Source organism: Nocardioides coralli (genome assembly GCF_019880385.1).
Classification (GTDB): domain Bacteria; phylum Actinomycetota; class Actinomycetes; order Propionibacteriales; family Nocardioidaceae; genus Nocardioides; species Nocardioides coralli.
In genome coordinates this window covers 997,637-1,024,342 of the sequence record NZ_CP082273.1, presented here as the reverse complement: position 1 = coordinate 1,024,342, position 26,706 = coordinate 997,637, and the positions used below count along the sequence as shown (strand labels likewise).

Here is a 26,706-nt window from a genome sequence, read left to right as displayed (position 1 = left end):
TCCGCCCACCTGCCGGCCCGGGGCCCGGGCGCTGTCCGGGACAGCCTGCCATGCCGGCGTGGGGTCAGGGCACCGAGACCCGGGTCCGCAGCACCGCGTGGTCGGTCATCAGCCTCACCAGCGGAGACTTGTCCTCGCGGTAGCGCGAGTAGGTCGCCTCCGGGGAGCCGAAGATCCAGTCGACCCGGGTGAAGCCGCTCGGCGGCCGGCACCGACCGTCGTGGCTGCCACCCCGGGGCGCCACCAGTCCGAGCTTGCCCGTGACCTCGCAGAAGGCCCGGTCACGCTCGTTGAAGTCACCCACCAGGAACACGGGGTCACTCCCGCCGACGACCTTCTGCAGCCGGGCGATCTCGCGTGCCGTGGCCGTCTCGCGCTGCGACTGGTAGTCGCGTGGCGCGTTGTGGACGTTCATCACCCAGATGTGGCGACCGGTCTTGCGGTGCTCGAGCTTCACCAGCGGCATGTGCCGCTTCTGCGTGATGAAGGGGATCTCGACGGTGTCGCCCTTCACGAAGCGCCACAGGTCCCGCTTCCACGCGAGCGTCGTCTGGAGGCCCTTGCCGCCCAGCGAGGTGCCCGGCCACACGTCGTAGTCCGAGCCTGCCGTCGACCGGAACCAGTCGAGCTGGTCCCGCTGCAGCTCCTGGAAGCCGACGACGCCCGCGTTGATCGAGCGCAGGTAGTCGACCGCCCACTCGGTGCGCACCCGGGCCGGGCTGAACTCGCCCGCGTTGCTGCGCGGGGTCGTGTGGTTGCTGCCCAGCACGTTGAACGTCGCCAGGGTGAAGGTGAACCCGCCCTCGCTCCTCGCCGCCTCCGTCGTACGGCTCCGCGAGGGGGACGGCCCCAGCTCGCCGGTCTCGTCGGATCCCCAGCACGTGGGACGGGCACCCGGACCGTGCAGGCCGCAGGCGAAGAGCCAGCCGAGGTCGAGCTGCGCCCAGGACGTGCCCGCCCGCACCGGGACCGGCTGCTCGCTCGACGGCGCACCGTCGAGCTGACCCGACCGCCCGGTTCCCCAGCACCACATCTGCTGGCTCGTGTCGAGCGCGCAGGAGAAGTTGACCCCGGTGTCGAGCGCGGACCAGCTCCGACCGGGGGCGACCTCACGGGGCGTGGCCGAGCCGCCGAAGCCACCGCCGCCCACCTGGCCGCCCTCGTTGCCGCCCCAGCAGCTCAGGCTCCCGTCCTGGCGCAGCCCGCAGCTGTGCGTCCACGCGGGGGCGACCCGGGCCCAGTCGGTGCCCCCGCCGACGCGGGCCGGGTTGAGCCGGACCGTCGTGGTCCCGTCACCGACCTGCCCCCGGCTGTTGCGACCCCAGCACCACGCCTCGCCGGACTGGTTGACCCCGCAGGTGTGCCATCCGCCTGCCGCGAGCTGCTGCCAGACCATGCCGCGGGTGACGGCGACCGGCTTGCGGGAGTCGCTGCTCCCACCATTGCCGAGCTGCCCGTGGTCGTTGTCGCCCCAGCACCAGGCGGACCCGTCCACCCGGGTGGCGCAGGTGTGGACCCACCCGGCCGACACGGTCGCCCAGCTGCGGCTCTTCCCCACCCGGTGCGGCTCGGTCTTGTCGGTGCGACCGCCCAGCCCGAGCTGGCCGCGGTAGTTCAGTCCCCAGCACCAGAGGCTGCCGTTGTCGCGGACGCCACAGCTGTGCATGCCGCCGGCCGACACCCCGGCCCAGTCGTCGCGGCTGCCGACCTGCCGCGGGGTCGCCCCACTGGTCTTGTCGCCCACCCCGAGCTGGCCGTAGCCGTTGGCGCCCCAGCACCACAGCGTGCCGTCGGGCCGGACCTCGCAGGTGTGCCGTCCCCCGGCGCTGACCTGTGTCCGTGCCGCCGGCTGGATCGTCACCGTGAGCGTGCCCGGCATCCGCCGGGACAGGGCACGTGACCGTGCGTTGTGCACGGTGAAGGCGAGCTCCCAGGTCCCCGCAGCGGTGGGGGTGCCGCGCAGCTCGCCGCGGGAGGTGAGGCTCAGTCCGGGTGGGACCCCGTCGACCGCTGCGAAGCGGAGGCGCTCGCGGGCCGATGGGGCGACCTTGACCTTCAGCCGGTGGGTGAGCAGCAGGCCCGCGCGTCCGGTGGCCTCCTGCCCGGCCACAGGACGCGGCCAGAGGGCGGTCCGGGCGCCGAGGCGCCGACCGATCTCCGTCAGGCGGGTGGCCACGGGGCCCTCGTCGTAGGAGGCGTGGATCCGCTTGGCGGTCCGGAAGGGGGTGCTGCCCAGGTCGCAGGCAACGTCACCCCGTGTGCAGACCGCGTGGACGGGGGGGTACCAGCCCTGCCCGGGCACCGCGGTGGGTCGGGGGCGCGAGAAGCGCGTCGTGACACCTCGGGCTCCCCGGTCGGCCGCCGGCGTCCCCACGAGGGGGCCGCGGGAACCAGCGACGCGGGCCGGGTCGCCCACGAGCACGACCCCCACCGTGCGGCTCCGCAGGTCGGCGTCCGCGCCCTCGACCAGACGGTGGACCGCCTCGGCCCCCTGGGAGTAGCCGACGAGGTGCACCAGGACGTCGGGACACGCGTCGACCGCAGCGTCGAGTGCTGTCGCCAGGCCGGCTTCGAGCTCCGCGGCCGGAGCGCGCCAGGTCTGCCAGGCAGCGCTGGTCACGGCACGACCGGCGGGAGTCCGCGCGCCGCCTCGACCCTTGAGCCGCGCGGGGCCGGTGGTCCCGGTGGAGACCACCTGCAGCTCCGCCGATCGCGAGACCGACCCGGCCTCCGCGACGATCGCGGCCGTCAGGCCGGACAGCGTCGGACCCGGGTCGTCGGCGCGCCCCTGCCCACCGCCTGTCGCGGCGAGCACGACGGCGTCCGGGCAGGGTGCGGTGGCCGGGGCCGCCGCAGCAGCCGGGGGTGCGGCTGGGGCGCCGAGCCCGGGGATGCCTCCGAGCACGAGGGGGAGCGCCAGCAGCGCGCACGGCACGAGTCGTCGCACGACAACGCCTCCGTCACAGTGGTCACACGAGTCACAGGGATGCTACCCGGCTCGTGGCCTCCGGTCAGGCAGTCTGCGAGATCGGTCCCCCGCTCAGCGGGACGAGGCCTCGGTCAGCCCGAGCTCCTCCTTGATCAGGGCGTACGGGTCGACCCCCCGGGCCCGAGCGATCCGCAGGGTGGCCCGCGGGGAGGAGCTGGTGCTGCTGGGCGAGCGCGGCGGCGGGTTCCGGTGGAGCCAGTCGACCCAGCGGGCGTAGGTCCCCTCGGCGCCGCTGCGGCGGATGATGAACCCCTGCTCGTCGCTGACCTCCGCGACCTGCGACCAGTTCTCCGACCCCTGCCAGGCGATCCGCGCGCTGCGGTTCTTGCCGTAGCGACCGCTCACGGCCATCACCTTGGCGTGCAGGTACCGGTCGTAGACCCCGTCCTCGTCCCAGTCCTGCACGATCTGGCGCATCGGGACCCTGCCGCGGCTGGTGTTCTTGAGGATCTGCCGGACCTGCTTGCCCATGAGGGCGAACACGATCTTGATGTTGCAGCCGGACTGGTACTTGTGGCGCAGCACCCGGGCGATCTCGATGCCGCGGTTGTTGATGATCGCGTCCTGGGCGATCCGGATCCGGGTCCGGCCGTTGATGCCGGTCCCGCCGCGGGCCCCGCGGCAGCTGATCCGCCGCAGCTCCTTGATCACCCGGTCGCCCTTCGCGCCGGGGCCCCGCCACGGGTAGACGTAGGCGGCCACCGACTTGCCCTCGAAGGTGCGGTACTGACGCTTGACCGGACGGTCCGCAGCAGCCTGCTTGAAGACGTCGGCGAACCCGTCGTGGATGCGCTTGTTGTTGGCCAGGGTGAACATGTCGTTCCACTGGCGGTAGACGGAGACCTCGGTGGCGTTGGCGGAGGTCGACATCACGACGTTCCGGGCCTTGCCCGCCTTGGAGAAGATGAAGAACTTGGAGTGGGCGATGCCGCTCCGGCCGCGGCAGGAGCTGCTGCAGCCCCGGGCCCAGCTCTTCATGCCCTTGCTCCGCTTCTTGTTCTTGTCGCGCAGGTTGCGCTTCAGCGAGTAGAAGCTCCCCTGCTTGGACTGCCCCTTGGCCTTCCGCTTCGACATCAGGAGCCGGACGCTGACCCCGCGGTCGTGGGCGCGGATGAGGGCCTTGATGAACCGCTTGCTCACCAGGTTCCACGTGATGATCCGGATCCGCTCGCCGCGCGGAGTCGCGTCGATGGTCCTCAGCAGGTGACCCATGATCCGGTGCTTGCTCTCGCCGAGCGGGTTGGTGACGATGACGCCGGTCCCCGGCGTGTACTTCTTCTTCTTCTTCTTGCCGGCGGCCAGCTCCAGGTCGGCGGCCTCCACGGTGGCCGCCCCGTCCGGGGTCGACGTGCGGGTGGTGTCGGCTCCGGGGATGGCGACCAGCGAGACGGTGACGGCGAGGGCGACCGCGGCCACCCCCGGGGTCAGCCCGCGGCCGAGTCCTCTGAGCTGCTTCTGCACGTTGTCCCCTTGATCGCGTTGATGGTGGCGGCCACGCCAGGCGCGTGACCGGTGTCGACCTGTCGGTCGTCCTCTCAGCCGCAGGACCTGACGGCCCGTCGGTACTGATTGCTGTCGTCGAGTGGTCCACCCACGTCGTTGACCACAGCCCCCTTGGCGCCGTAGAAGCGGTCGCCGTAGGTGACCAGGACCTGCCCCGAGGCACATCGGCTGGTCGCCGCCTTCACCCAGGCGTCGTCCTGGACGCAGCCGCGGTAGCTCCGCGGCAGGTCCGCGCCGTCCACCCAGACCTCGTCGCACGCCGGGCCCTCCGGCACGCTCGACGGGCTGCCCGACGCGGACGTGCTCTCCGAGCCGGTCGCCTCCGCCGGTCCCCCGGCGTCGTCGCCGCACCCGCCCAGCCAGAGGCCGAGCAGGCAGGCGAGAACCGGAAAGCCGCCGCGACGCATGCAAGAACGGTAACAAAGGAGAACCCTCTTCACCGCCACGACGACACGTCCGGACGTGCCGTTGCGGCGCGGGCCGGCCTCACACCAGGTTGTGGAAGCGCTCCGGCACGGTGACCATCGGCTGGCCGCGCATCGCGTTGACCTGGCGGCGACCGTGGGCGCGATAGGTGCCGGAGTCCGTCGGCCGGACGATCTTGGCCAGCTGCCGGGGCCGCGACCGGTAGGGCTCCACCGTCCCGGGGTCGACGTCGCGGGTGATCTCGTCCACGAGGTCGACGAGATCGCCGCCGGCGTACTGCCAGGCCGTGGCTGCGGCTCGTCCCTCGGCCTCGACCAGGGCCTTGCGGTGGTCGCCGGTGGTGCGCAGGTGGTCGCGCTCGGCGAACTTGAGGTGGAAGAGGTAGAGGTCGGGATCGACCTCGAACGGCACGGTGGTGCCGTGCGAGGCGGCGACCCACGGTGCGGCGACCCGCTTGATCGCGGGCTTGCACATGAGGGGGACGAACTTGGCCCACGTGCGCTGTCCGAGGACCGGTCGCCCCGGGTCGAGGGCCGGCTCCCCCGGCGCGTGCACGACGTTGAGGCCCTGGGCACCGACCACGTCGCGGTCCGGTCGGTCCAGCAGCAGCTCCCGCAGCCCCCCGTACCGAGCCGGGTCGGCGAGGAGGAACTCGTCGGCGTCGGCGAAGAGCACGGCGTCGTAGGCCTCCAGGAGGCCCGCCGCGAAGCTGCTCACCACCCGCATCCGGGTCGTCTCGAAGTGCTTGTCCCCCCAGGAGGGGATGCGGATGACCGAGCAGGGCAGGTCGTCGGTCGAGCCGTCGGAGGAGCTGTCGTCGATGACGAAGAGGTTCTCGACACCGCACTCGCGGCCGTAGTGCGCCACCCAGCGCGGGAGCATCGTCTGCTCGTCGCGGACCATGGTCAGGGCCGCGAGGCGGAGGTCCGGGCTCACGACAGGCTCAACCTGCTGTAGAGGACCGCGTGGTCGGTGATGCTCGGGACCGGCGCGTCGCGCGTCACCCGGTAGGACTCGACCGCGAACGCCGGCGAGGCGAAGATCCAGTCGACGCGCATCTGCTGCGGCGGCGGATAGCAGTTGCCGCCCCCCACGGCGCTCTGGAGCCCGGTGGAGGCCGTGATCCGGCACAGGACCTCTTGCTTCTCGTTGAAGTCACCGGTGACCACCACGGGGACACCGGTCGCGATCAGCTCGTTCAGCTTGGAGATCTCGATGGTCTCCGCCCGGTCGCGCTCGCCCTCCAGCCGGTGAGGCGAGTTGTGCACGTTCATCACCCAGATCTCGGTGCCGGTCCCGGTGTGGGCCAGCTTGACCACGGGCTGCGGCCGGATCTGTCCGCTGAAGGGGATGTAGATCTCGGTCGCCTCGACGAGGGACCACACCCGGGTGTCCCAGGCCACCGACTGCGGCACGCCCTTGCCGCCCAGCGCCGTACCGGGGTAGACCGCGAAGCTTGGGGCGTTGCGGCGGAAGACCCCGAGCTGGTCGGTCTGGATCTCGGAGAAGCCGATGATGCTGACCCCCTGGGCCAGCAGCATCCGGGTCGCGGTGTAGGCGCGGTTGACGCCCGGGGCGTAGCCGCCCTTGCCGCCCTGCGTGTGGTTGCTGCCGAGGATGTTGATCATGGCCACCCCGAACTCCGGGATGGTGTCCTGGGTGGCGCTCTGCCGCTCGACCCGCTCGGCCAGCTTCGCGCGCTTCGGCTCCTCGGGCGCCGGCTTGAGCCTCGTGGCGTCGACCACCCGGAACCGGGGCCGCAGCATGGTCCCGGCCGTGGCCTCCGGGGCCTCGCCGCTCGCGGTCGTGGGTCGGGCCGGGTCGGAGACGACCAGCGCCTCCCGGTCCCCGGCACCCGGACCACCCAGCGCCGCGATCGCGTCGCCCACGACGCCGCCCGCCAGGCCCTGCGCGGCGACCAGACCCACGAGCGCCAGCGCCGCTCCGCCGAGCAGCCCTGCGCGCCGCGACCGCCGGACGGGTTGCCCGGTCACGTCGGCATGGCGCGGCTGTACGCGCTTGCGGGACCCGGGCACGGGGCCATAGTACGAGCCGCGACGCGCCCTCGGCCACGCGGCGTCGACGACGCTGGCGGGGCGCGCGGTGACGCTAGCGTGGGCCCGTGAGCACCGCCGCGACCCGCGTGTATGCCGCCCGCCTCGTGGGGCTGCCGATCTTCGACCCGCAGGGCGACCAGGTGGGCAAGGTGCGCGACATCGTGGCGGCCGTCCGGTCGGAGGTGAACCAGCCGCGGGTGCTCGGCCTCGTGGCCGAGGTGTTCGGCCGGCGCCGGATCTTCGTGCCCATGACCCGGGTGACCACCATCGACAGCGGCCAGGTCTACACGACGGGGCTGCTCAACATGCGGCGCTTCGAGCAGCGTCCGACCGAGACCCTGGTCATCGGACAGATGCTGGACAAGACCGTCTCCATCCCGACGTCGGGCGTGACCGGCACGGTCTTCGACGTCGCCCTGGAGCAGGCTCGTACCCGCGACTGGCTGCTGTCGCGCGTGGCCGTCCAGGAGCCGGGGAGCACCTTCCGCCGCCGTGGTCAGACCCACGTGGTCGCGTGGAGCGAGGTCACCGGCCTCACCACGCCCGACCAGTCCCAGGGCGCGACGCTGCTGATCGCCCAGCTCGCCGAGATGAAGCCGGCCGACGCGGCGAGCACCATCCACGACCTCCCGCAGGAGCGGCGTTCCGCCGTGGTGGAGGCGATGGACCTCGAGCGCCTGGCCGACGTGCTGGAGGAGCTGCCGCCGGAGGACCAGGTCGAGCTCCTGGGCCACCTCGACCCCGAGCGCGCCGCCGACGTCCTCGAGGAGATGTCGGCCGACGACGCGGCGGACCTGATCGCCGACCTCCCCCCGGACCGGGCGGCCGCTCTGCTCGAGCTGATGGAGTCCGAGGAGGCCGAGGACGTCCGGCGCCTGATGTCCTACCCGGAGGAGACGGCCGGCGGCATGATGACGCCCGAGCCGGTGATCCTCGGCCCCGACGCGACGGTGGCCGACGCACTCGCGCACGTCCGCAACCCCGACCTGCCAGTGTCGCTGGGCGCGATGGTCTACGTGTGCCGCCAACCCCTGGAGACGCCCACCGGGCGGCTGCTGGGCTGCGCCCACATCCAGCGCCTGCTGCGCGAGCCGCCCTCCTCCCTGGCCGCCGCCGCCATCGACGCCGAGCTCGACGCCCTCCGCCCCGAGGCCTCGATCGTGCAGGTCGCGGCGCACCTGGCGACCTACAACCTGGTGGCCGCACCCGTGGTCGACGACCAGGGACGGTTGCTGGGGGCGGTGACCGTCGACGACCTGCTCGACCACATGCTCCCGGAGAACTGGCGCGACCTGGCCACCGGAGCCCAGCCGACCGGGACCAGCCATGGCTGAGCCCCGCCGCGACCGGCTCGACACCCCGCTCGAGGGCGGGCGCAGGATCCGGCGCCCCACCTACGACGCGGACGCCTTCGGCTCCTTCGCCGAGGGCTTCGCCAGGTTCATGGGCACCGCGCGCTTCCTGCTCTACATGACGCTGTTCGTCAGCGTGTGGCTGGTCTGGAACTGGCTGGCTCCCGACGACCTCGCCTGGGACCTCTACCCCTTCATCTTCCTCACCCTGATGCTCAGCCTCCAGGCCTCCTACGCCGCCCCGCTGATCCTGCTGGCGCAGAACCGCCAGGAGGACAGGGACCGGGTGATCGCCGAGAGGGACCGCCGCGCCAACGCCCGCGCCCACGCCGACATGGAGTTCCTCGCACGCGAGGTCGCCTCGCTGCGGATGGCGATCGGCGAGGTGGCGACCCGCGACTACGTCCGCTCCGAGCTGCGCTCGCTGCTGGCCGAGCTCGACGAGCGGGCCCGGACCGAGGACGGGCACGACGAGACGGGCGCCACTCCCCCGGCGTGAGACCCGCCACCGGGGGCACCGGTACGACGGGACGGCAACTACGCTGGGTGCATCATGAGCACTTCCCTGCTGGACCGCGTCAACGCCGCGTTGGCGACCGTCAACGACCCCGAGATCAAGCGTCCGATCACCGACCTCGGCATGGTCGACTCGGTCGAGATCGACGAGTCCGGAACCGTGCACGTCACGGTCCTGCTCACCGTCGCGGGCTGCCCGCTGAAGGACACCATCAACCGTGACGTGACCAGTGCCGTCTCGGCCGTCGACGGTGTGACCGGCGTGCACCTCGAGCTCGGGGTCATGACCAGCGAGCAGCGCTCCGGCCTGCAGGAGAAGCTCCGTGACGGCCAGGCGCAGCGCGAGATCCCCTTCTCGCAGCCCGGCTCGCTCACCAAGATCTTCGCGATCGCCAGCGGCAAGGGCGGGGTCGGCAAGTCCTCCGTCACGGTCAACCTCGCACTCGCGATGGCCGGCCAGGGACTCAAGGTCGGCATCGTCGACGCCGACATCTACGGCCACAGCATCCCGGCCATGCTCGGTGTCGCCGACCACCGGCCCACCCAGGTCGAGGACCTGATCATGCCGGTCCCCACGCCCTCGGGGGTCTCGGTGATCTCGATCGGCATGCTCAAGCCGAGGCGTGACCAGGTGGTGGCGTGGCGCGGTCCGATGCTGGACCGAGCCCTGGTGCAGATGCTCGCCGACGTCTACTGGGGCGACCTCGACGTGCTCCTGCTCGACCTGCCGCCCGGCACCGGCGACATGGCGATCTCGCTGGGGCAGCACCTCCCGGGCGCCGAGGTGCTGGTGGTCACGACACCGCAGGAGGCAGCCGCGGAGGTCGCCGAGCGCGCCGGCACGATGGCCTCGATGATGCACCAGCGCGTCGTGGGGGTCGTCGAGAACATGAGCTGGCTCGCGTGCCCGCACTGCGCGGAGCAGGGATCCGAGCACCGGCTCGAGCTCTTCGGCTCCGGAGGAGGGGACCGCGTCGCCGCGACGCTGTCGCAGCGCTTCGGCTACGACGTACCCGTGCTGGGGCAGGTACCGCTGGACACCTCGCTGCGCGAGGGCGGCGACGTCGGCAAGCCCATCGTGGAGTCCGACCCGACGGCGCCGGCCGCCGTCGTCCTCGCCGACGTCGCGCGACGGCTCGCCGGGCGCGGGCGCGGTCTGGCCGGGATGCAGCTGGGGCTGACGCCGACCAGTAAGTTCTGACCTGTGTTCGGAGTCGGGCTGCCCGAGATGGCGATCATCGCGCTCGTCGCGGTGATGGTCTTCGGCCCCGACAAGCTGCCGGAGTTCGCGCGCGAGGCCGGCCGGTTCCTGCACCGGCTGAAGGTCTTCGCCACCGGCGCTCGTGACGAGCTGCGCGCCGAGCTGGGTCCGGACTTCAAGGACCTCGAGCTGCGCGACCTCGACCCCCGCAGCATCGTGCGCAAGCACATCGTCGAGGCGATGGAGGAGGCCGAGGCGGAGGAGGCCGCGTCACGGCGGAAGAAGGCACGCGGGCTCCTGGACGGGGAGGTCCCTCCCTACGACGTCGAGGCCACCTGACGCCAGCGCGTCTCAGACCCGGCTCTGCACGGCCGCGAGTGCCGTGAACGGCACGAGCTCCACGCAGCCGGGACGCGGCTCGACCTCCACGAAGTCCTGACCCACGCGCCGCAGCAGCGCCTCGCGCCGGCTGCCGTCGACCCGGTGGACCAGGCACTGCTCCCCTGCCTCTGAGAGCCGCCTCAGCGCCGAACCCAGGCCGAGGCGGGTGAGCGCGGACCACGCCACCTCCGGCACGGCCCGGTCCGACGCCCCGGTCACCGACACGATCCCGGCGAGGGGGACGACCCAGTGCCCCGAGGGGGCGTCGAGCAGCAGCCACCCCCGAGCCACGCGACGCAGGGTCCCCGTCACCGTCCCGATCCCGGCCACGTGGAGCGTCAGGTCCCGGTCGGTCGAGGCCATCAACCGCGCCGCGACGGTGACCGCGCCGTACTCCGCACGACTGCGGTCGGCGAGCTCAGCCTCTCGCTCGGCGTCGTAGAGCGCCTCCGCCTGCTGCTCGAGGTCGTCGAGCACCGCGAAGAGGCGTTCGTCCCAGTCCATCGCGCGCGAGCCTGCCACATCCGCCCCTGTGGACGTGAGGGTTGCCAACGCAGCCCAAACGGTCTCTACTGACGCAAACGGATACAAACGAAAGGTTCGTGGCATGTCTCGGGATCGCGTCGCTCCGCCCCGGTCGTCCTCGAGCTCACCCTCGCGGTCACGGTGCCTGGCGGTGTGGCTGGTCGCGACGGCGGCGGCCGCGACCGTGCTGGCCTGGTTGCTCCCTGCTGGCGCCTCGTCACCGCCCCCGTGGTCGACGGCGACCTCGGGCGGCGCCTCCTTCGCGCCCCTGCTGGTGGCCGGCTGCGAGCTCGCAGCGGCGGCCGCGGTGTCGTGGTTGTGGCTGCTGGTCAGCCTGGTGGTCCTCGAGGCACTGGACCGTCCCGCGCCGACGGGTTCGGTGCCCGTAGCCCTCCGCCGCCTGGTGCTCGCCTCCTGCGGGCTGTCCCTGGTCGGAGGTCTGACGGTTCCGGCCCACGCGGGCGCCCCTGGCCCCGGGCAAGGTCCGGGCGATGACCTCGTGGGGCTCCCCGTTCCCGACCGCACGTCGGCCGCCGCCTGGCAGACCGCCGCCCTCCGCCCACCGCCCGCTCCCGCGCGGAGCACCGTCGTGGTCGCGCCCGGCGACTCGCTCTGGCGTCTCGCCGCGCGGACCCTGCCGACCGGGGTGGACCCTCGGGCCGTCGACCGCCGCTGGCGCGCGATCTACCGGGCCAACCACCAGCTCGTCGGGGCCGATCCCGACCTGATCCACCCCGGCCAGCGGCTGCTGCTGCCGGAGCACGACGGAGAGGAGTAGCCATGTCGCCCTACCACCCGAAGGTCGTGCCGCTGCGGCACCCCGTCCCGGTCGCCAGCGTCCAGGGCACGCTGGCCCTCGACCTCGCGGGCGGTCCGCCGGAGCCTGCGGACCCGCCGCCGATGGTGCTGCTCCGCACGGCGGGCGATCGCGAGCGGGACCGCCTGGAGGCCTGGGCCCACCGGTTCACCCAGGCAGCCGTCGAGATCGCCGGTGGCGACCGGCCCGTCGCACAGCTGCTGCGCTGGACCACACCCGGCGTCTACCAGGACCTGGCCCGGCGGGCCCAGCTGGTGCGGGCCGCCGCCGTGCGCGACCCACGCTCCCCCGCGCGCATCCAGCAGGTCCGGCCGCAGCTGGCGAGCCTGCACACCTGCTGGGTCGACGACGAGACCGCCGAGGTCAGCGCCCGCGTGCGCTACGGCCGCCGGTCACGGGCGGTGGCCGTACGGTTCGAGCACCTGGCCGGCCGCTGGCAGGCGGTCGCGCTGGAGTTCGCCTAGCCGCTGGCGCGCGCGGTGAGCCCGGTGGGACCGCCCGGGGCGCCGTGGCACTTCTTGAACTTCTTGCCCGACCCGCAGGGGCAGGTGTCGTTGCGGCCGACGCCTGCGAACGGGTCGTCGGCGTTGGTCACCGTCGAGCGCACGGCCGGGGTGTCCTCGGCGCCGACCTCGCCGATGCCCTCCTGCGGACCGGCGTAGGTCAGCTTCTCGGGCTGTCGGGGCGCCGAGAGGCCCTTGGCGTGGATGTGGGGCGCCGGCTGACGCGACCCGTCACCGGCGCCGTCGGCCGCGTCAGCGGTGGGGACCGGTCGCTGCATCGGCTCGACCTGCTCCTCCTGGTCCGCCGCGTCGCCCTCGTCGTCGTCCTCGTCGACCGACACCTCGAGGTTGAACAGGAAGCCGACCGACTCCTCCTTGATGCCGTTCATCATCGCCGCGAACATGTCGTAGCCCTCGCGCTGGTACTCGACGAGGGGGTCACGCTGCGAGTACGCACGCAGGTAGATGCCCTCGCGGAGGTAGTCCATCTCGTAGAGGTGCTCGCGCCACTTGCGGTCGAGCACGGAGAGCACCACCTGGCGCTCGAGCTCCCGCATCACCTCCTCGCCGATCTCGGCGACCCGGCGGTCGTAGGCCGCCTGCGCGTCCGCCTGGAGGTCCTCCACGAGCTTCTCGCGGCTCAGCGACTCGACGCCGCCCTGCTCCTCGACCCAACGCTCCTGGTCCACACCCACGTCGTAGAGCTGGCGCAGCGCGCTCCAGAGGCCGTCGAGGTCCCACTGGATGGGCAGCTCCTCCGTCGTGGTGGCGACGTAGCCCGCGACCACGTCGTCGATGAAGCCGCGCACCTGCGACTCGAGGTCTGCCCCCTCGAGCACCTGACGCCGCTCCGCGTAGATGACCTCGCGCTGCCGGCTCATCACGTCGTCGTACTTGAGCACGTTCTTGCGCGACTCGAAGTTCTGCGACTCGACCTGGCCCTGGGCGTTGGCGATCGCGTTGGTGACCCGCTTGTTCTCGATCGGCACGTCGTCGGGGATCTTCATGACCTGGAGGATCCGGTCGACCCACTCCGACTTGAACAGCCGCATCAGCTCATCCTGGAGCGAGAGGTAGAACCGCGACTCACCCGGGTCACCCTGACGACCCGACCGGCCCCGGAGCTGGTTGTCGATGCGGCGCGACTCGTGGCGCTCGGTGCCGACCACGTAGAGGCCCCCGAGCTCCTTGACCTCGTCGTGCTCGGCAGCCACCTGGGCCTGGATCCGTTCCACGGCCGCCGGCCAGGCGGCGTCGTAGTCCTCGGGCTTCTCCACCGGGTCGAGGCCCTGGCTGCGCAGGTCCTGGTCGGCGAGGAAGTCGACCGAACCGCCCAGCATGATGTCGGTACCGCGGCCGGCCATGTTGGTGGCGACGGTGACCGCACCCTTGTGACCGGCCAGCGCCACGACCTTGGCCTCGTCGGCGTGCTGCTTGGCGTTGAGGACGGTGTGGGGGATGCCGCGCTTCTTCAGGTGCTGGGAGAGGTACTCGGACTTCTCCACGGACACGGTGCCCACCAGGACCGGTTGGCCCTTCTCGTGCCGGGCCGCGATGTCCTCGACGACGGCGTCGTACTTGGCCTCCTCGGTGCGGTAGACGAGGTCGGCCTGGTCCATGCGTGCCATCGGCTTGTTCGTCGGGATGGGGACGACGCCCAGCTTGTAGATCTTGTCGAACTCCGAGGCCTCCGTCATCGCCGTGCCGGTCATGCCGGAGAGCTTCTCGTAGAGCCGGAAGTAGTTCTGCAGCGTGATCGTCGCAAGGGTCTGGTACTCCTCGCGGATCTGGACGCCTTCCTTGGCCTCGATCGCCTGGTGGAGACCGTCGTTGTAGCGGCGCCCGGAGAGGATGCGGCCGGTGTGCTCGTCGACGATGAGCACCTCGCCGTTCATGACGACGTACTCCTTGTCGTTGCGGAACAGCTCCTTGGCCTTGATGGAGTTGTTCATGAACGAGATCAGCGGCGTGTTGACCGAGTCGTAGAGGTTGTCGATGCCGAGGTGGTCCTCCACCTTCGTGATCCCCGACTCCAGCACCGAGATGGTCCGCTTCTTCTCGTCGACCTCGTAGTCGTCGTCGCGGTGGAGCGTCTTGGCGATCTTCGCGAACTCGCCGTACCAGCGGACCTCGTCCTGGGTGGGGCCGCTGATGATCAGCGGGGTGCGCGCCTCGTCGATGAGGATCGAGTCGACCTCGTCGACGATCGCGAAGTTGTGGCCGCGCTGCACGCAGTCCTCGAGCGAGCCGGCCATGTTGTCGCGGAGGTAGTCGAAGCCGAGCTCGTTGTTGGTGCCGTAGGTGATGTCACAGGCGTAGGCCTCGCGCCGCTCGGCCGGCTTCATCTGCGCCAGGATCACCCCGGTGGTGAGGCCGAGGAAGTGGTGGATGCGACCCATCCACTCCGCGTGGTACTTGGCGAGGTAGTCGTTGACGGTGACGATGTGGACGCCCTTGCCGGAGAGCGCGTTGAGGTAGGCCGGCAGCGTCGAGACCAGGGTCTTGCCCTCACCGGTCTTCATCTCGGCGATGTTGCCGAGGTGGAGGGCTGCGCCACCCATGAGCTGGACGTCGAAGTGCCGCTGCCCGATCACCCGGCGGGCCGCCTCGCGAACGGTGGCGAAGGCCTCGGGCATCAGGTCGTCGAGGGTCTCCCCCTCCTCGAGCCGCTTGCGGAACTCGTCGGTCATCCCGCGCAGCTGCTCGTCGCTCATCGCGACGAAGTCGTCCTCGATGGCGTTGACCGCCTGCGCGACCGCCTCGAGCTCGCGCAGGATCTTGCCCTCGCCGATGCGGAGGATCTTGTCGATGATGGCAGGCACGGTGGGATGACTCCTGGGTGTCGACACTGACGATCGGCCGGTGGGCCGTCGGCCATGCTACCCAGCGGGCGGGGTGAGGTCCGAAACAGTGCTCAGCTCGCTGGCGAGCGCCGCCGCGAGGTCGCCCCGGCTGCCCACCTCGACCTCGTCCAGCCCGAGCCATCCGGCGAGGCTGCGCAGCTCGGCGGCCAGCTGGGCCGCGGTCTCCTCCGGCGCGTGCTGCTCGGCGAAGGCAGCCGGGACCAGCAGCCGGCCGGTAGCCCGGTCGGCCTTGAGGTCGACCCGGGCGACGATCCGCTCCCCCAGCAGGAATGGGAGCACGTAGTAGCCGAAGCGCCGCTGGGGCCTCGGCACGTAGATCTCGATCCGGTAGTGGAAGTCGAAGAGGGTCTCGGTGCGGGTCCGCTCCCAGACCAGCGGGTCGAAGGGGCTGAGCAGCGCCCGCGCCCGCACGGACCGGGGCCGGCGCGCCGAGGCGTGCAGCCAGGCCGGCCGGCGCCAGCCCTCCACCCGCACCTCCTCGAGCTCGCCCGCCTCGACCAGGTCCGCGACCGCCTCGCGCGCGTTGGCCTCGCCGTTGCCGGGCTGCCACCGCATCCGGAAGTAGTCGGCCAGGCAGGGGCCGGACCCGACCCCGTGGGACCGGGCCGCCCGACGCACCAGCGCGCGGGCCGACTCCTGCGGGCTGGGCGTCGGCGCCTCCAGCACCCGTCGCGGCAGCACCCGCTCCGGAACGTCGTAGCGCACCTCGAACTGGGGACTGCGCCCCGCGATGGCGACGTCTCCGACGAGGTAGAGGTAGTCGAGCACCTGGCGGGCGTCGGACCAGTTCCACCCCCAGTGCTCGCGCGTCCGGGGGCCGGAGAACTCGGCGTCCAGCTGGCGCGCGGTCACCGGTCCGCGGTCGCGGACCGCCTGCAGGACCGCCGGCTCGAGCCTCGCGTCCGCGGTGAAGCCCCACTTGCCCCGCTGCGCGCGGTAGTGGTCGCGCCGGAACTGCATGGCCGGCCAGAGGTCGACCGGCATCAGGGCCTGCACGTGCGCCCAGTACTCGACGAGGCGACGCCGCTCGCGGCCGCTCGCCGCCCGCTCGAGCAGTGCCGGGTCGTAGGGACCCATCCGCGAGTAGAGCGGCATCAGGTGGGCGCGGGCCAGGACGTTGACCGAGTCGACCTGGAGCACGCTGGTCCGCTCGAGGGTGCGGGCGAGCGTGCGCAGGGTGGGGACGGCGTGCGGCGGGTCGAGGAAGCCCTGGGCCGCCAGCGCGACCCGCCGTGCCTCGGCCTTGCTCAGCTCGATCACGGGGACGACTCAACCACGTGACGGGGACAGGCTGACCCGGCCTCGTTCCTCGGTCTGCCCTAGGGCAGGTCCAGCAGCTTTTCCTTGACGGCGTACATCACGGCCTCCATCCGCGAGTGCAGCTGGAGCTTCTCCAGGATGTTGCGCACGTGGTTCTTGACCGTGTTCTCGCTGATCACCAGCTCCCGGGCGATCTCGCGGTTGTTCATGCCGGTGGCGACCAGCCGGAGCACCTCGAGCTCGCGCTCGGTGAGCCGCAGCCCGGGGACCTGGCCCTTCTCCGGCCGGGACATCTGCTTGAACTCGTCGATCAGCTTCACGGCCATCGACGGGCTGATCAGCGACTGCCCCTCCGAGACGACGCGGATGGCCTGGGCGACCTCCTCGATGGAGGAGTCCTTGAGGAGGTACCCGGCGGCGCCGCTCTTGACCGCCTCGTAGAGGTCGGCCTCCTCGTCGGACATCGTGAGCATGATGATCTTCGCCGAGGGGACCGACTCTTTGATCGCCCGGCATGCCTCGATGCCCGAGCGACGCGGCATGCGTACGTCGAGGAGGACCACGTCGGGGGCGACGCTCTCGGCCAGGGACGTGCCCTCGACACCGTCGCCGGCCTCGCCGGCGACCTCGATGCCCTCCTCGCCCGCGAGCAGCATCGTCAGCCCCCGCCGGAACAGCTCCTGGTCGTCGACCACCAGCACCCGGATCGGCTCGTCGGACTCGCCTGTGTCGGTCACCACGGCGTCATCATGACACGACCCGCGTCGCAGGAGGCCCGGACGCACACGGGCGGTCCGCCACGCCCCACGTCGGTCAGCCGGCGTCGAGCTCCAGCGAGATCACCCCGTAGTCGTAGCCACGGCGGCGGTAGACCACCGAGGGCCGCTCGCTCTCCTTGTCGACGAACAGGTAGAAGTCGTGACCGACCAGCTCCATCTCGTAGAGGGCCTGGTCGAGCGTCATCGGTTCGGCGGGATGGCTCTTCTCGCGGACCACCAGCGGGCCGTCCCCGGTCACCGAGATCGGACCCACGTTGCGCTCGGTGACCGTCTCCTCCTCGGCCGCCGCCGCCGGCGGCGGCACCGTCTCCATCCCGGCGAGGGTCTCCCCCACCGAGGCCGGCGGCCGGCCGCGGTGCACGCGGCGCCGGTCGGCGGCGCGTCGCATCTGGGCGGCCATCTTGTCCAGCGCGAGGTCGAGGGCCGCCATCTTGTCCTCGGCCGCCGCCTCGGCCCGGATCACCGGGCCCTTGGAGAACGCCGTCAGCTCCACCTTGATCGCCCGGTCGTGCTGGCGGGGGTTCCGCTCGCTCTCGACCTCGACCTGGACCCGCATGATCCGGTGATCGTGCTTCTCGAGCTTGGTCAGCTTCTCGGAGACGTGCTCGCGGAAGCGCTCCGACAGCTCGATGTGACGCCCAGTGACGACGACTTCCATGTCAACCTCCGGTGCGGTGAGGGATGTGAGCGGAGTCCGTCCGGCCGACCTGGTCTTCGACCCCACAGCCGCCTGCTGAGGTTCTCGCAGCTTCTCTGCCACTACTGACCTTCTCCCGGCCGGGCACGCATCTGGCGTGGCGCCGGGGCAGGACTTACGTCTAAGCCGCACCGTGATCCCCCGTCTCCGGGGTTACGTGGACCGCTTCGCCTGCGACTGGCATCGGCTTGTCGGTACGACGCTCCGGGTTCCCGGGGCGTCTCACCGACGCAACCACGGACCCGGACGGACTCCATGCACAGACGCTAGTCCACCGCGGGTGGTGGCGAAAGCCGTCGCGGCGACAATTCGCCCGATCTGGCGACGGCGCGCCGTCGGGTGGCCGCGACGGCCGCCACGGCGACGACCTCGACGCCGGAGGCACCCAGCGCCCGCTGTGCCTCGCGCAGCGTCGCGCCGGTCGTGATGACGTCGTCACAGACCACGACACGGCCCGCCCGTCCCGCCAGCCGCGCGAGGGACCGGCTCGGGCACCACATCGACCCCCGGAGGTTGTCGGCGCGTTCCTCCGCGCCGAGCCCTGCCTGGTCGGCCACCCCGCCACGGGAGCGCAGCAACGGCGCCACGCGGGCGCCGTCGACGAGGCCGGCGGCGCGCCGGACCAGGTCGAGGAGGGGGTCGTGGCCGCGGGCCCGGGTGGCTCCCGGACGGCTCGGGACGGGGACCAGCAGCAGCGGCCCGGCGGCCGCCTGCCGGACCGCGCGGGCGAGCAGGACCGCGAGTGGCCCCGCGAGGCCGGCCACGTGGCGCTCCTTGTGGGCCAGCAGCGCGGCGCGCAGCACCCCGTCGTAGGGGCCGGCCGCCCACGGCGGTGCGAGCCCGGGCGGGGTGGGCGTGGGCCAGGCGGGCTGGACCCCCACCGGGAGGGCGTCCCGGCAGCCGCGGCACAGCGAGCGCCCGGGGCGGGCGCAGGCGACGCAGCCGCCACCCAGGAGCAGGTCCAGCGCGGCGTCGCGCAGGTCGTGGCTCACGCGCCGATGCCAGCACGCAGCCGACGCCCTCGCAACGGGGCCGCGACCGCTTGTGGAGGGTCAGCCGACGTAGGTGAGGAAGCTGGCCTCGGGCTCGGCCACCACCTGCTGGCCGGAGAGCACGTCGACCAGGCCGGCACGGCTCACCACGTAGACGGGGTCGGTGGCCCGCGGCGTCGACAGCACGGCACGGGTCCGTTGGGAGAACGTCGACGCGATGCCGGTGAGCCCGACCGGCGCGCCGTCGACGGCCATGGTCCGCGCCTGGGACAAGGCGCCGTTGAGCCGGTGGAGCACGGCCAGGGAGGTGGGCGACGACCACGCCAGGTCGATGACCGAGGGCCGCGGGATGTCGTCCCAGGCGATCTCCCGGGCCCGGCTGCCGGCCCGGGGCCGGCCCCGGGCGTCGTAGGCGATCCGGCTGACGAGCACCCGGTCGGCCCGACGGTCCCTCACGACCGCGACGAGCCGCGACCCGTCGCGGGAGACGATGGCGTGGGTGACGTCCTCCCCCGTGATGCCGGGGACCCTGACCTCACGCGGCTCACGACCGCGCACGACGGACACCCTGGCGTCGCCACCGCCCCGGTCGACCAGCCACAGGCGCCCGGCGAAGTCCCAGGCCGGTGGCAGCAGGTCCTCGGCCCCGCTCACGACCTGGGTCAGGTCGGCACCGGGGTCGCGGACCTCGGAGACCAGCACCCGGTCACCCTGGACGCTGACGCCCGCCACGCGCGAGCCGGTCAGGTCGACGCCCACCGAGCGCAGACCCTGCGCCTCGGCCCCCATCGGGCCGTCCGCGTAGGACAGCACGTCCGGCGGACCCGAGACGAGCCGGCCCTCCCGCAGCCCGAAGAGCAGGGAGGTCGACTGGATGGCGTCCGCGTCGAAGGAGTCACCCTGGTCGATGGCGAAGGTGGTCCGGCCGCCGGGAAGCGCCACGGGCTCCCCGGCGATGGTGACCCGGAAGCCCGTGAGGGAGGGGTCCTGCGCGAGGGTTCGTGCGAGCTGGGCCACCATCAGCTGGGCGTCCTGCGGTGCCGGGACGACGCCGTCGCCCGTGAGCGCGACCTCGGCGACCCCGTCGCCGGTCACCGGCACCGAGAGGTCGACCTCCAGACCGGACGGGATGAAGCTCCGCTCGACCTGGCCGCCGGCGGTCGGACCCTGCAGCAGTCCGGCGACGAGCGCAGACGCGAGTCGCTCGCCCCGGGGGACGTAGACCGGCTCGGGGATGAGGATCCGCGCGGAGGGGTCGAAGAAGTAGAGCGAGACCCGTCGGTAGGCCTGGGAGAACCAGGACTCCGGCACCACGAGCGCGTCGGGCGCGTCGGCGATCCGCCACTCCCCGTCCTCACGCTGCATGGAGAAGGACAGCTCCTCGGCACGCTCGGGGAGGCTGCCGCGCCAGCGGCCCCGGCCGTCGATCTGGTTCGCCCCGTCCAGCTCCACCGTGATCTGGTTGCTGCCCTGCGGGAGCGACGCCGCGGCATAGGTGATCGTCCGCTGCTGCGGGCGCCAGGTCGAGGCGAAGTCGCGGGTCAGGAACTCCGAGGCCGTGTTGGTCTGGATGGGGATCGCGGCCTGCGCGTCGAGGAAGTGCTTGACGATGTCGGTGGGCGACTCGCCGGGGACCGGCGACTGCGGGTCGTTGTAGTAGCCCAGCTCCTCACCGGTGTCGACCTCGGCCTGGGTCTCCACGACCGGCCCCTCGTCGGGCATGCCGACGCAGCCGGTGCCGAGCAGGCACAGGCCGGTGAGCACGAGGCCGAGCCTCCTCCACCGCGTCATCCGGTCGGCTCCCTCACGTCGTCGGGGACGAGCGGGAGCGGGCTGTGCCGCAGCACGGTCCCCGACCGGCGGGGCAGCGTCAGCCGGAACTGGGAGCCCTCCCCGGGCCGTCCCCAGGCCTGGAGCCAGCCGCCGTGGAGGTGCGTGTCCTCCAGCGAGATGGACAGCCCCAGCCCGGTGCCCCCGCTGGTGCGGGCCCGGGCCGGGTCGGCGCGCCAGAACCGGTTGAAGACCAACGCGCTCTCCCCCGCGGCCAGGCCGACCCCGTGGTCACGGACGGCGATCGCGGCGGCGTGCTCGTCGCCGGCGACCCGGATCAGGATGTCTCGGCTGTCCGCGTGGTCGATGGCGTTGGTGACGAGGTTGCGGACGATGCGCTCGACCCGACGTACGTCGGCCTCGGCCAGGCAGGGACGGTCCGGTGCGTCCACGAGGACCTGGATCCCGTGCTGCTGGGCCAGCACCAGGGTGGCGTCGGCCATCCGTCGGGCGACGTCGACCAGGTTGACGTCGTCGAGGTCGAGGCCGGCTGCACCCGCGTCGAACCGACTGATCTCCAGCAGGTCGACCAGGAGCCGCTCGAAGCGGTCCAGCTCGGTCTGGAGCAGCTCGGCGGCCCGCGCCGTCACCGGGTCGAAGTCCTCGCGCGCGTCGTGGAGCACGTCGCCGGCCATCCGCACGGTCGTCAGCGGTGTGCGCAGCTCGTGGGAGACGTCGGCCACGAAGCGCCGCTGCATCCGGGACAGCTCCTCCAGCTGCCGGATCTGGCGCTGCAGGTTGGACGCCATCTGGTTGAAGGAGGTCGCCAGCCGCGCCAGGTCGTCCTCACCGGACACCTTCAGCCGCTCCTGCAGCTGCCCCGCGGCCAGCCGCTCCGCCACCCGGCGGGCCATCCGCACCGGCGTCACCACCTGGCGCGTCACCAGCCAGGTCAGGGCTGCCACCAGGAGCAGCAGCAGACCGGCTGCGGTCAGCATGGCTCGCCCCAGCAGGCCGAGGGTGCGACCCTCCTCGGTCAACGGGAAGAGGTAGTAGAGCGTGTAGGTGCGCGAGTCGGCCGGGAGCCGCACCTGCGACCCCACGACGATCCCGGGCTCGCGGTCGAGTGATCCGTCCTCGGTGGAGCGCCGGATCTCGGTGTAGGTGAACGCGGTTCCGGCGAGGCCCTGGAAGTGGGACTCCAGGGAGTCGGGCACGCTCGAGGTGTCCAGGCGCGGGGTGTACTGGGCGCTGTCGGCGATCCGCGACTCCCCCGCGGGTCCGCTCAGCACGACCGCGAACTCCCGGGTCTCGCCGAGGGCGATGATCGGCTCCACGAGGTCCGCCAGCTGCTGGGGGGCGTCGGTCTCGGTCGGCGGTACGGCACGCAGCCGCTGCCGGGCCTCCTCGGTCACCCGGGTTGCCTCCGTGACGGCCGCGCGCTCGGACTGCTCGAGCAGCCCGTCGCGCGTCTGCTGCAGGAGGAACCAGAAGACCGCCCCGATCACCACCGCCGACAGCACCACGGTGCTCGCCACGACCCGGACCTGGATCGAGCGGCGCCACACCGTGAGGGCGCGGGTCAGCGCCGCGGCTGCCCGCTGCCGACCCCAGCTGTCGAGCGCCACGGACCCCCGCCTCAGGACGTGCCGGCCTTGTAGCCCACACCCCGGACGGTCACGACGATCTCCGGGTTCTCGGGGTCGTGCTCGACCTTGGAACGGAGCCGCTGGACGTGCACGTTGACCAGCCTGGTGTCGGCGGCGTGGCGGTAGCCCCACACCTGCTCGAGGAGGACCTCGCGGGTGAACACCTGGCCGGGCTTGCGGGCCAGGCACACCAGCAGGTCGAACTCCAGCGGCGTCAGGTTCACCGGGGTGCCCTCGCGGGTCACGGTGTGACCCGCCACGTCGATCTTGAGGTCACCGACGCCCAGCACCTCCGCTGCCGGGGAGTCGAAGCGGCGTACGCGGGCCCGGATCCGGGCGACGAGCTCCTTGGGCTTGAACGGCTTGACGATGTAGTCGTCGGCGCCCGACTCGAGGCCCAGCACGACGTCGACGGTGTCGCCCTTGGCGGTGAGCATGACGATGGGGACGCCGGACTCGGCCCGGATCTCCCGGCACACGTCGATGCCGTCGCGGCCGGGCAGCATCAGGTCGAGCAGCACCACGTCCGGACGGAAGGACCGGAAGTCCGCCATCGCCTGGTCACCGCGCGCGCAGACCAGGCTCTCGAAGCCCTCCTGGCGCAGGACGATCGAGAGCATCTCGGAGAGGGGGGCGTCGTCGTCGACCACGAGGACGCGCCCCCGCGTCGCGAGATCAGCTGCCTGGCTCATGCGCTCAATACTGCCGCACCCGGGGTCGACATCCCCGGGATCGGGTGCTCCGGGACGTGATCAGTAGCGGTAGTGGTCGGACTTGTAGGGGCCGGAGACCGGGACGCCGAGGTAGGTGGCCTGGTCCTCGGAGAGGGTCGTGAGCTTCACGCCGAGCGCCTCGAGGTGGAGCCGGGCGACCTCCTCGTCGAGGTGCTTGGGCAGCACGTAGACCCCGACGGGGTAGTCCTCGGGCTTGGTGAACAGCTCGACCTGCGCCAGCACCTGGTTCGTGAAGGAGTTCGACATCACGAAGCTCGGGTGGCCGGTGGCGTTGCCGAGGTTCATCAGCCGACCCTCGGAGAGGACGATCACCGACGTACCGGTCGGGAAGGTCCAGACGTCGACCTGCGGCTTGATGTTGGTGTGCTCGACGCCGGGGTAGCTCTCGAGGCCGGCCATGTCGATCTCGTTGTCGAAGTGCCCGATGTTGCCGACGATCGCCTGGTGCTTCATGCGCGCCATGTGGTCGACGGTGACGACGTCCTTGTTGCCGGTCGCCGTGATGATGATGTCGGCGACGTCGAGCACGTTGTCGAGGGTGTTGACCTCGTAGCCGTCCATCGCGGCCTGCAGCGCACAGATGGGGTCGATCTCGGTGACGATGACGCGAGCGCCCTGGCCCCGCAGCGACTCGGCACAGCCCTTGCCGACGTCCCCGTAGCCGCACACGACCGCGACCTTGCCGCCCATGAGCACGTCGGTCGCGCGGTTGATGCCGTCGATCAGGGAGTGGCGGCAGCCGTACTTGTTGTCGAACTTCGACTTGGTGACCGAGTCGTTGACGTTGATGGCCGGGAAGAGCAGCGAGCCCTCCTTGAGCATCTCGTAGAGCCGGTGGACCCCGGTGGTGGTCTCCTCGGTGACACCCTTGATCTCGCCGGCGATCTGGGTCCAGCGGTCGGTGCTCTCCGCGAGCGAGGCCTGCAGCACCTCGAAGACGACCCGCTGCTCGGCGCTCGCCGCGGTGGCGGGGTCGGGGGCGTGGCCGGCCTTCTCGGCCTCGACGCCGAGGTGGACGAGCAACGTGGCGTCGCCGCCGTCGTCCAGGATCATGTTGGCGAACCGACCCTCCGGCCAGTCGAGGATCTGCTGGGTGCACCACCAGTACTCCTCGAGGGTCTCGCCCTTCCAGGCGAAGACCGGGGAGCCGGCGGGCGCGTCGACGGTGCCCTCGGGGCCGACGACGACCGCGGCGGCCGCGTGGTCCTGGGTGGAGAAGATGTTGCAGGACGCCCAGCGCACCTCTGCGCCGAGGGCGACGAGGGTCTCGATGAGCACCGCCGTCTGCACGGTCATGTGGAGCGAGCCGGCGATGCGGGCCCCGGCCAGGGGCTGCTCCGCGGCGTACCGCTCACGCATCGCCATGAGGCCGGGCATCTCGTGCTCCGCGAGCGAGATCTCCTTGCGGCCGAACTCGGCCAGGGACAGATCGGCGACCTTGTAATCCACGAGCGACTTCCCCCTCAGGGCTAGGCATGGGCCAGCGGAGCGTGCACTCCGAGGGTAGAAGGCAGGGTGAAGGAACGCAGAATCCTCGACGCGGCTACCGGCCGTCGGCCGGGTCGCCGGTTCCGCCGTCCGCGGTGGACTGCTCCGATGCGTGGCTCTTCCGGTGGCCGAAGGGAAGGACGTGCATGACGGCCACCACGACCGCCCCGACGACGAGCCCGATGACGGCGGAGGCGAGGGTGTTGACGAGCCAGGCCAGCACGCCCCCGAGTGCGCCGGCCACCGCCGCCCGGATGTCCTCCTCCCAGTGGTGGACGACGTCGTAGGGCGCGTGCAGCCCCAGCTCGTCGGCGTTGACGAGCAGGATGTGTCCGCCCACCCAGATCATCGCGGCGGTACCGATCACCGAGATGACGGCGAGCACACGGGGCATCGCTGCGACCAGACCCAGGCCCACGCGACGCGCCCGGCCCGAGCGGCGTAGCGAGAGGTGGAGCCCGACGTCGTCCATCTTCACGATGAGCGCCACGGTGCCGTAGACGACGGCGGTGATGAGGACCGCGACCACGGCCAGCGTGATGCCGCGGATGACGAGGCCGGCATCCGGGTCGCTGCTGACGACCTCCTTGAGGGCGATCGCCATGATCTCGGCCGAGAGGATGAAGTCGGTGCGGATCGCCCCCGCCACCGTGCGTGCCTCGTGCTCGGGGGTGAACTCCCCGCGTCCGGCGAGCTCCTGCTCCTCCTCCTCGAGGTGGTGCCCGGTGACCCGCTCCCACACCTTCTCGGCGCCCTCGTAGGCGAGGTAGGTGCCGCCGATGATGAGCAGCACCGGCAGTCCCTCGGGCAGGAACTCGGCCAGCAGGAGCGCCGCGGGCAGGATGAAGACCAGCTTGTTGCGCAGCGATCCCGTGGCGATCTTGCGGATGATCGGGAGCTCGCGCTCCGCGGCCGACCCCTCGAGGAACTGGGGGGTGACGGCGGTGTCGTCGACCACGACGCCGGCGGCCTTCGCGCTGGCGCGACCGGCAGCAGCGCCGATGTCGTCGACCGAGGCCGCGGCCACCCGGGCGAGGGCAGCCACGTCGTCGAGGAGGGCGAAGAGTCCGCCGGCCATGGGGGAGCCTTTCGGGTCAGTGGGCCGGACCAGCCTATCGGCGGGCGCCGTCGTCCCCGGAGCCGCGTGGTCGGGGAAGCCGTCCCGAGGGGGTCACTCCTCGGTGAGACCCAGGCCGAGGTACTCGGCGGCGTAGCGGCCTTGCAGGAGCAGCGAGGCGTAGCGGGCGATCTCCGTCGGCGCCTCGGTCGTCAGGGTCTCGACCCGCACGCCACGGGAGCCGGCCGCCGCACGCAGCCGTCCCCGCTCCTCGCGCACCAGCGCCTCCTCGTTGCCGTCGTCGAGGACGAGCAGCATGGGGCCCAGGTCGCGCGCATCGCCGGCGAAGGGGTCGTCGAAGACGTCGTGCTGCCGGGCTGCCTCGAGCACCGGCAGCAGGTGCTCGGCGTCGCCGGCCAGGGCGCTGCGACCACTGGTACGTCGCAACGACTCGGCGATCCGGCGGGCGGCCCGGGCTGCGAGGACGCTCCCGCCCCACACCATCGGCACGGAGTCGGCCATCGAGATCGCCAGCTCCTTGGCCGGGTTGCCGGCCAGGTCACGGTGCGGCGAGCAGGCCGTCGCGACCTCGTCGAGCGCCGTCGCCACGCCCTCCGAGTCGGTACGCGGACCGAGCTGCACCTGCTCGAGGTACTCCAGCATGACCACCGCCGTGGCCAGCTGGTCACGCGTCGAGCTCGGCAGGATCGTGCTCCACCGGCCGGCGGCGTGCTCGGCCACCATCGATCCCGGCGGGCAGGCGACCACCACCTGGCAGCCGCGGCGGACGGCCTCGGCGACCGCCGACGCCGAGCCGGCGCCCCCGTCGTGGGCCAGCACCACCACGAGGTCCAGCCCACCTGCCCAGCCCGGCAGCGAGGGGGCCGGCCAGGCCACGAACGGCACCGGGCACCACGGCTCCAGGACCGCGCGGAGCAGCCGGGAGTCGGGGCCGGCGGCGACGACGGCCCGCGGTCGCTGCTGCCCGGCCGCCCGGGTCACCCCGTCGGAGATCGCCTCGGTGGCCTCGACCACCTCGCGGCGTACGCGGGCGCCCGACTCGGCCAGGAGGCGCAGCGTGGCGTCGTGGCGCTGCCACGCCGCCTCGTCGTCGAGACGGGACTCGTCGAACCAGGTCGCCATCGT

Annotated in this window: 23 protein-coding genes; 6 read left to right on the top strand and 17 right to left on the bottom strand. The window is 72.1% G+C overall.

Features of this window, described 5'->3' with window-relative positions; translation table 11 throughout:
* Positions 1 to 64 precede the first annotated feature (64 nt).
* From K6T13_RS04985 to K6T13_RS04965, 5 genes are all read right to left on the bottom strand, one after another.
* The gene (locus tag K6T13_RS04985) at positions 65 to 2,947 is read right to left on the bottom strand and encodes an RCC1 domain-containing protein (RefSeq protein ID WP_222897424.1); all 2,883 of its coding nucleotides are present in this window, start codon (positions 2,945 to 2,947) and stop codon (positions 65 to 67) included.
* A 93-nt stretch (positions 2,948 to 3,040) separates the two neighbouring features.
* Positions 3,041 to 4,450, bottom strand: coding sequence for a phospholipase D-like domain-containing protein (locus tag K6T13_RS04980; RefSeq protein ID WP_222897423.1), 1,410 nt, complete (start codon positions 4,448 to 4,450; stop codon positions 3,041 to 3,043).
* A 74-nt stretch (positions 4,451 to 4,524) separates the two neighbouring features.
* The gene (locus K6T13_RS04975) at positions 4,525 to 4,899 is read right to left on the bottom strand and encodes a hypothetical protein (RefSeq protein WP_222897422.1); all 375 of its coding nucleotides are present in this window, start codon (positions 4,897 to 4,899) and stop codon (positions 4,525 to 4,527) included.
* A 79-nt stretch (positions 4,900 to 4,978) separates the two neighbouring features.
* Complete coding sequence (locus K6T13_RS04970) at positions 4,979 to 5,854, bottom strand: glycosyltransferase family protein (RefSeq protein ID WP_222897421.1); 876 nt, start codon at positions 5,852 to 5,854, stop codon at positions 4,979 to 4,981.
* Positions 5,851 to 6,954 carry an endonuclease/exonuclease/phosphatase family protein gene (locus tag K6T13_RS04965; RefSeq protein ID WP_222897420.1) on the bottom strand — a complete coding sequence of 368 codons (1,104 nt, stop codon included), beginning with the start codon at positions 6,952 to 6,954 and terminating at the stop codon, positions 5,851 to 5,853. The genes K6T13_RS04970 and K6T13_RS04965 overlap by 4 nt, the downstream gene beginning before the upstream one ends.
* Before the next feature lie 86 nt (positions 6,955 to 7,040).
* Between K6T13_RS04965 and K6T13_RS04960 the strand changes: the two genes are divergently transcribed.
* Genes K6T13_RS04960 through K6T13_RS04945 form a run of 4 tightly spaced genes read left to right on the top strand, consistent with a single transcriptional unit; the run spans position 7,041 to position 10,383 of the window.
* Positions 7,041 to 8,309, top strand: a complete 1,269-nt coding sequence (locus K6T13_RS04960) for a magnesium transporter MgtE N-terminal domain-containing protein (protein ID WP_222897419.1) — start codon at positions 7,041 to 7,043, stop codon at positions 8,307 to 8,309.
* Positions 8,302 to 8,826, top strand: a complete 525-nt coding sequence (locus tag K6T13_RS04955) for a DUF1003 domain-containing protein (RefSeq protein WP_222897418.1) — start codon at positions 8,302 to 8,304, stop codon at positions 8,824 to 8,826. Before K6T13_RS04960 ends, K6T13_RS04955 begins: the two co-directional genes overlap by 8 nt.
* A 54-nt stretch (positions 8,827 to 8,880) precedes the next feature.
* A complete protein-coding gene (locus K6T13_RS04950) occupies positions 8,881 to 10,044 on the top strand; it encodes an Mrp/NBP35 family ATP-binding protein (RefSeq protein WP_222897417.1) in 1,164 nt (387 codons plus the stop codon).
* A 3-nt stretch (positions 10,045 to 10,047) separates the two neighbouring features.
* Positions 10,048 to 10,383 carry a sec-independent translocase gene (locus K6T13_RS04945; RefSeq protein WP_222897416.1) on the top strand — a complete coding sequence of 112 codons (336 nt, stop codon included), beginning with the start codon at positions 10,048 to 10,050 and terminating at the stop codon, positions 10,381 to 10,383.
* A 12-nt stretch (positions 10,384 to 10,395) separates the two neighbouring features.
* Here K6T13_RS04945 and K6T13_RS04940 read toward each other — a convergent pair whose 3' ends face one another.
* The gene (locus tag K6T13_RS04940; protein ID WP_222897415.1) at positions 10,396 to 10,929 is read right to left on the bottom strand and encodes a hypothetical protein; all 534 of its coding nucleotides are present in this window, start codon (positions 10,927 to 10,929) and stop codon (positions 10,396 to 10,398) included.
* Between the two features lie 103 nt (positions 10,930 to 11,032).
* On the opposite strand from K6T13_RS04940, the gene K6T13_RS04935 reads away from it, so the two are divergent.
* Together K6T13_RS04935 and K6T13_RS04930 are read left to right on the top strand one after the other, a co-directional pair.
* Positions 11,033 to 11,728, top strand: coding sequence for a LysM peptidoglycan-binding domain-containing protein (locus K6T13_RS04935; protein WP_222897414.1), 696 nt, complete (start codon positions 11,033 to 11,035; stop codon positions 11,726 to 11,728).
* A 2-nt stretch (positions 11,729 to 11,730) separates the two neighbouring features.
* Entirely contained in the window at positions 11,731 to 12,231 is a 501-nt protein-coding gene (locus K6T13_RS04930; protein ID WP_222897413.1) for an Rv3235 family protein, read from the top strand.
* Here K6T13_RS04930 and secA read toward each other — a convergent pair.
* The 11 genes from secA to K6T13_RS04875 all read right to left on the bottom strand — a co-directional run bounded on the left by secA (position 12,228) and on the right by K6T13_RS04875 (position 26,703).
* Positions 12,228 to 15,092 carry a preprotein translocase subunit SecA gene (gene secA, locus K6T13_RS04925; RefSeq protein WP_222897412.1) on the bottom strand — a complete coding sequence of 955 codons (2,865 nt, stop codon included), beginning with the start codon at positions 15,090 to 15,092 and terminating at the stop codon, positions 12,228 to 12,230. The genes K6T13_RS04930 and secA overlap by 4 nt on opposite strands.
* 57 nt (positions 15,093 to 15,149) lie before the next feature.
* Entirely contained in the window at positions 15,150 to 16,394 is a 1,245-nt protein-coding gene (locus K6T13_RS04920) for a winged helix-turn-helix domain-containing protein (protein WP_222897411.1), read from the bottom strand.
* Positions 16,395 to 16,453: 59 nt separating this feature from the next.
* Complete coding sequence (locus K6T13_RS04915) at positions 16,454 to 17,134, bottom strand: response regulator (protein WP_249423940.1); 681 nt, start codon at positions 17,132 to 17,134, stop codon at positions 16,454 to 16,456.
* 73 nt (positions 17,135 to 17,207) lie between these two features.
* Entirely contained in the window at positions 17,208 to 17,831 is a 624-nt protein-coding gene (gene hpf / locus K6T13_RS04910) for a ribosome hibernation-promoting factor, HPF/YfiA family (protein ID WP_222897410.1), read from the bottom strand.
* Between the two features lie 305 nt (positions 17,832 to 18,136).
* Entirely contained in the window at positions 18,137 to 18,862 is a 726-nt protein-coding gene (locus K6T13_RS04905; RefSeq protein ID WP_222897409.1) for a ComF family protein, read from the bottom strand.
* Between the two features lie 60 nt (positions 18,863 to 18,922).
* On the bottom strand, positions 18,923 to 20,653 hold the full coding sequence (locus K6T13_RS04900; RefSeq protein ID WP_222897408.1) for an LpqB family beta-propeller domain-containing protein: 1,731 nt from the start codon (positions 20,651 to 20,653) through the stop codon (positions 18,923 to 18,925).
* The gene (gene mtrB, locus K6T13_RS04895) at positions 20,650 to 22,260 is read right to left on the bottom strand and encodes an MtrAB system histidine kinase MtrB (protein ID WP_249423939.1); all 1,611 of its coding nucleotides are present in this window, start codon (positions 22,258 to 22,260) and stop codon (positions 20,650 to 20,652) included. The genes K6T13_RS04900 and mtrB overlap by 4 nt, the downstream gene beginning before the upstream one ends.
* 11 nt (positions 22,261 to 22,271) lie before the next feature.
* A complete protein-coding gene (gene mtrA, locus K6T13_RS04890) occupies positions 22,272 to 22,973 on the bottom strand; it encodes an MtrAB system response regulator MtrA (protein ID WP_222897407.1) in 702 nt (233 codons plus the stop codon).
* 60 nt (positions 22,974 to 23,033) lie between these two features.
* Positions 23,034 to 24,464 (bottom strand): adenosylhomocysteinase, encoded by a 1,431-nt coding sequence (gene ahcY / locus K6T13_RS04885; RefSeq protein ID WP_222897406.1) that lies wholly within the window; start codon positions 24,462 to 24,464, stop codon positions 23,034 to 23,036.
* A 94-nt stretch (positions 24,465 to 24,558) separates the two neighbouring features.
* Entirely contained in the window at positions 24,559 to 25,581 is a 1,023-nt protein-coding gene (locus K6T13_RS04880) for a DUF808 domain-containing protein (RefSeq protein ID WP_222897405.1), read from the bottom strand.
* 93 nt (positions 25,582 to 25,674) lie between these two features.
* Positions 25,675 to 26,703, bottom strand: a complete 1,029-nt coding sequence (locus K6T13_RS04875; protein WP_222897404.1) for an SIS domain-containing protein — start codon at positions 26,701 to 26,703, stop codon at positions 25,675 to 25,677.
* Positions 26,704 to 26,706 lie beyond the last annotated feature (3 nt).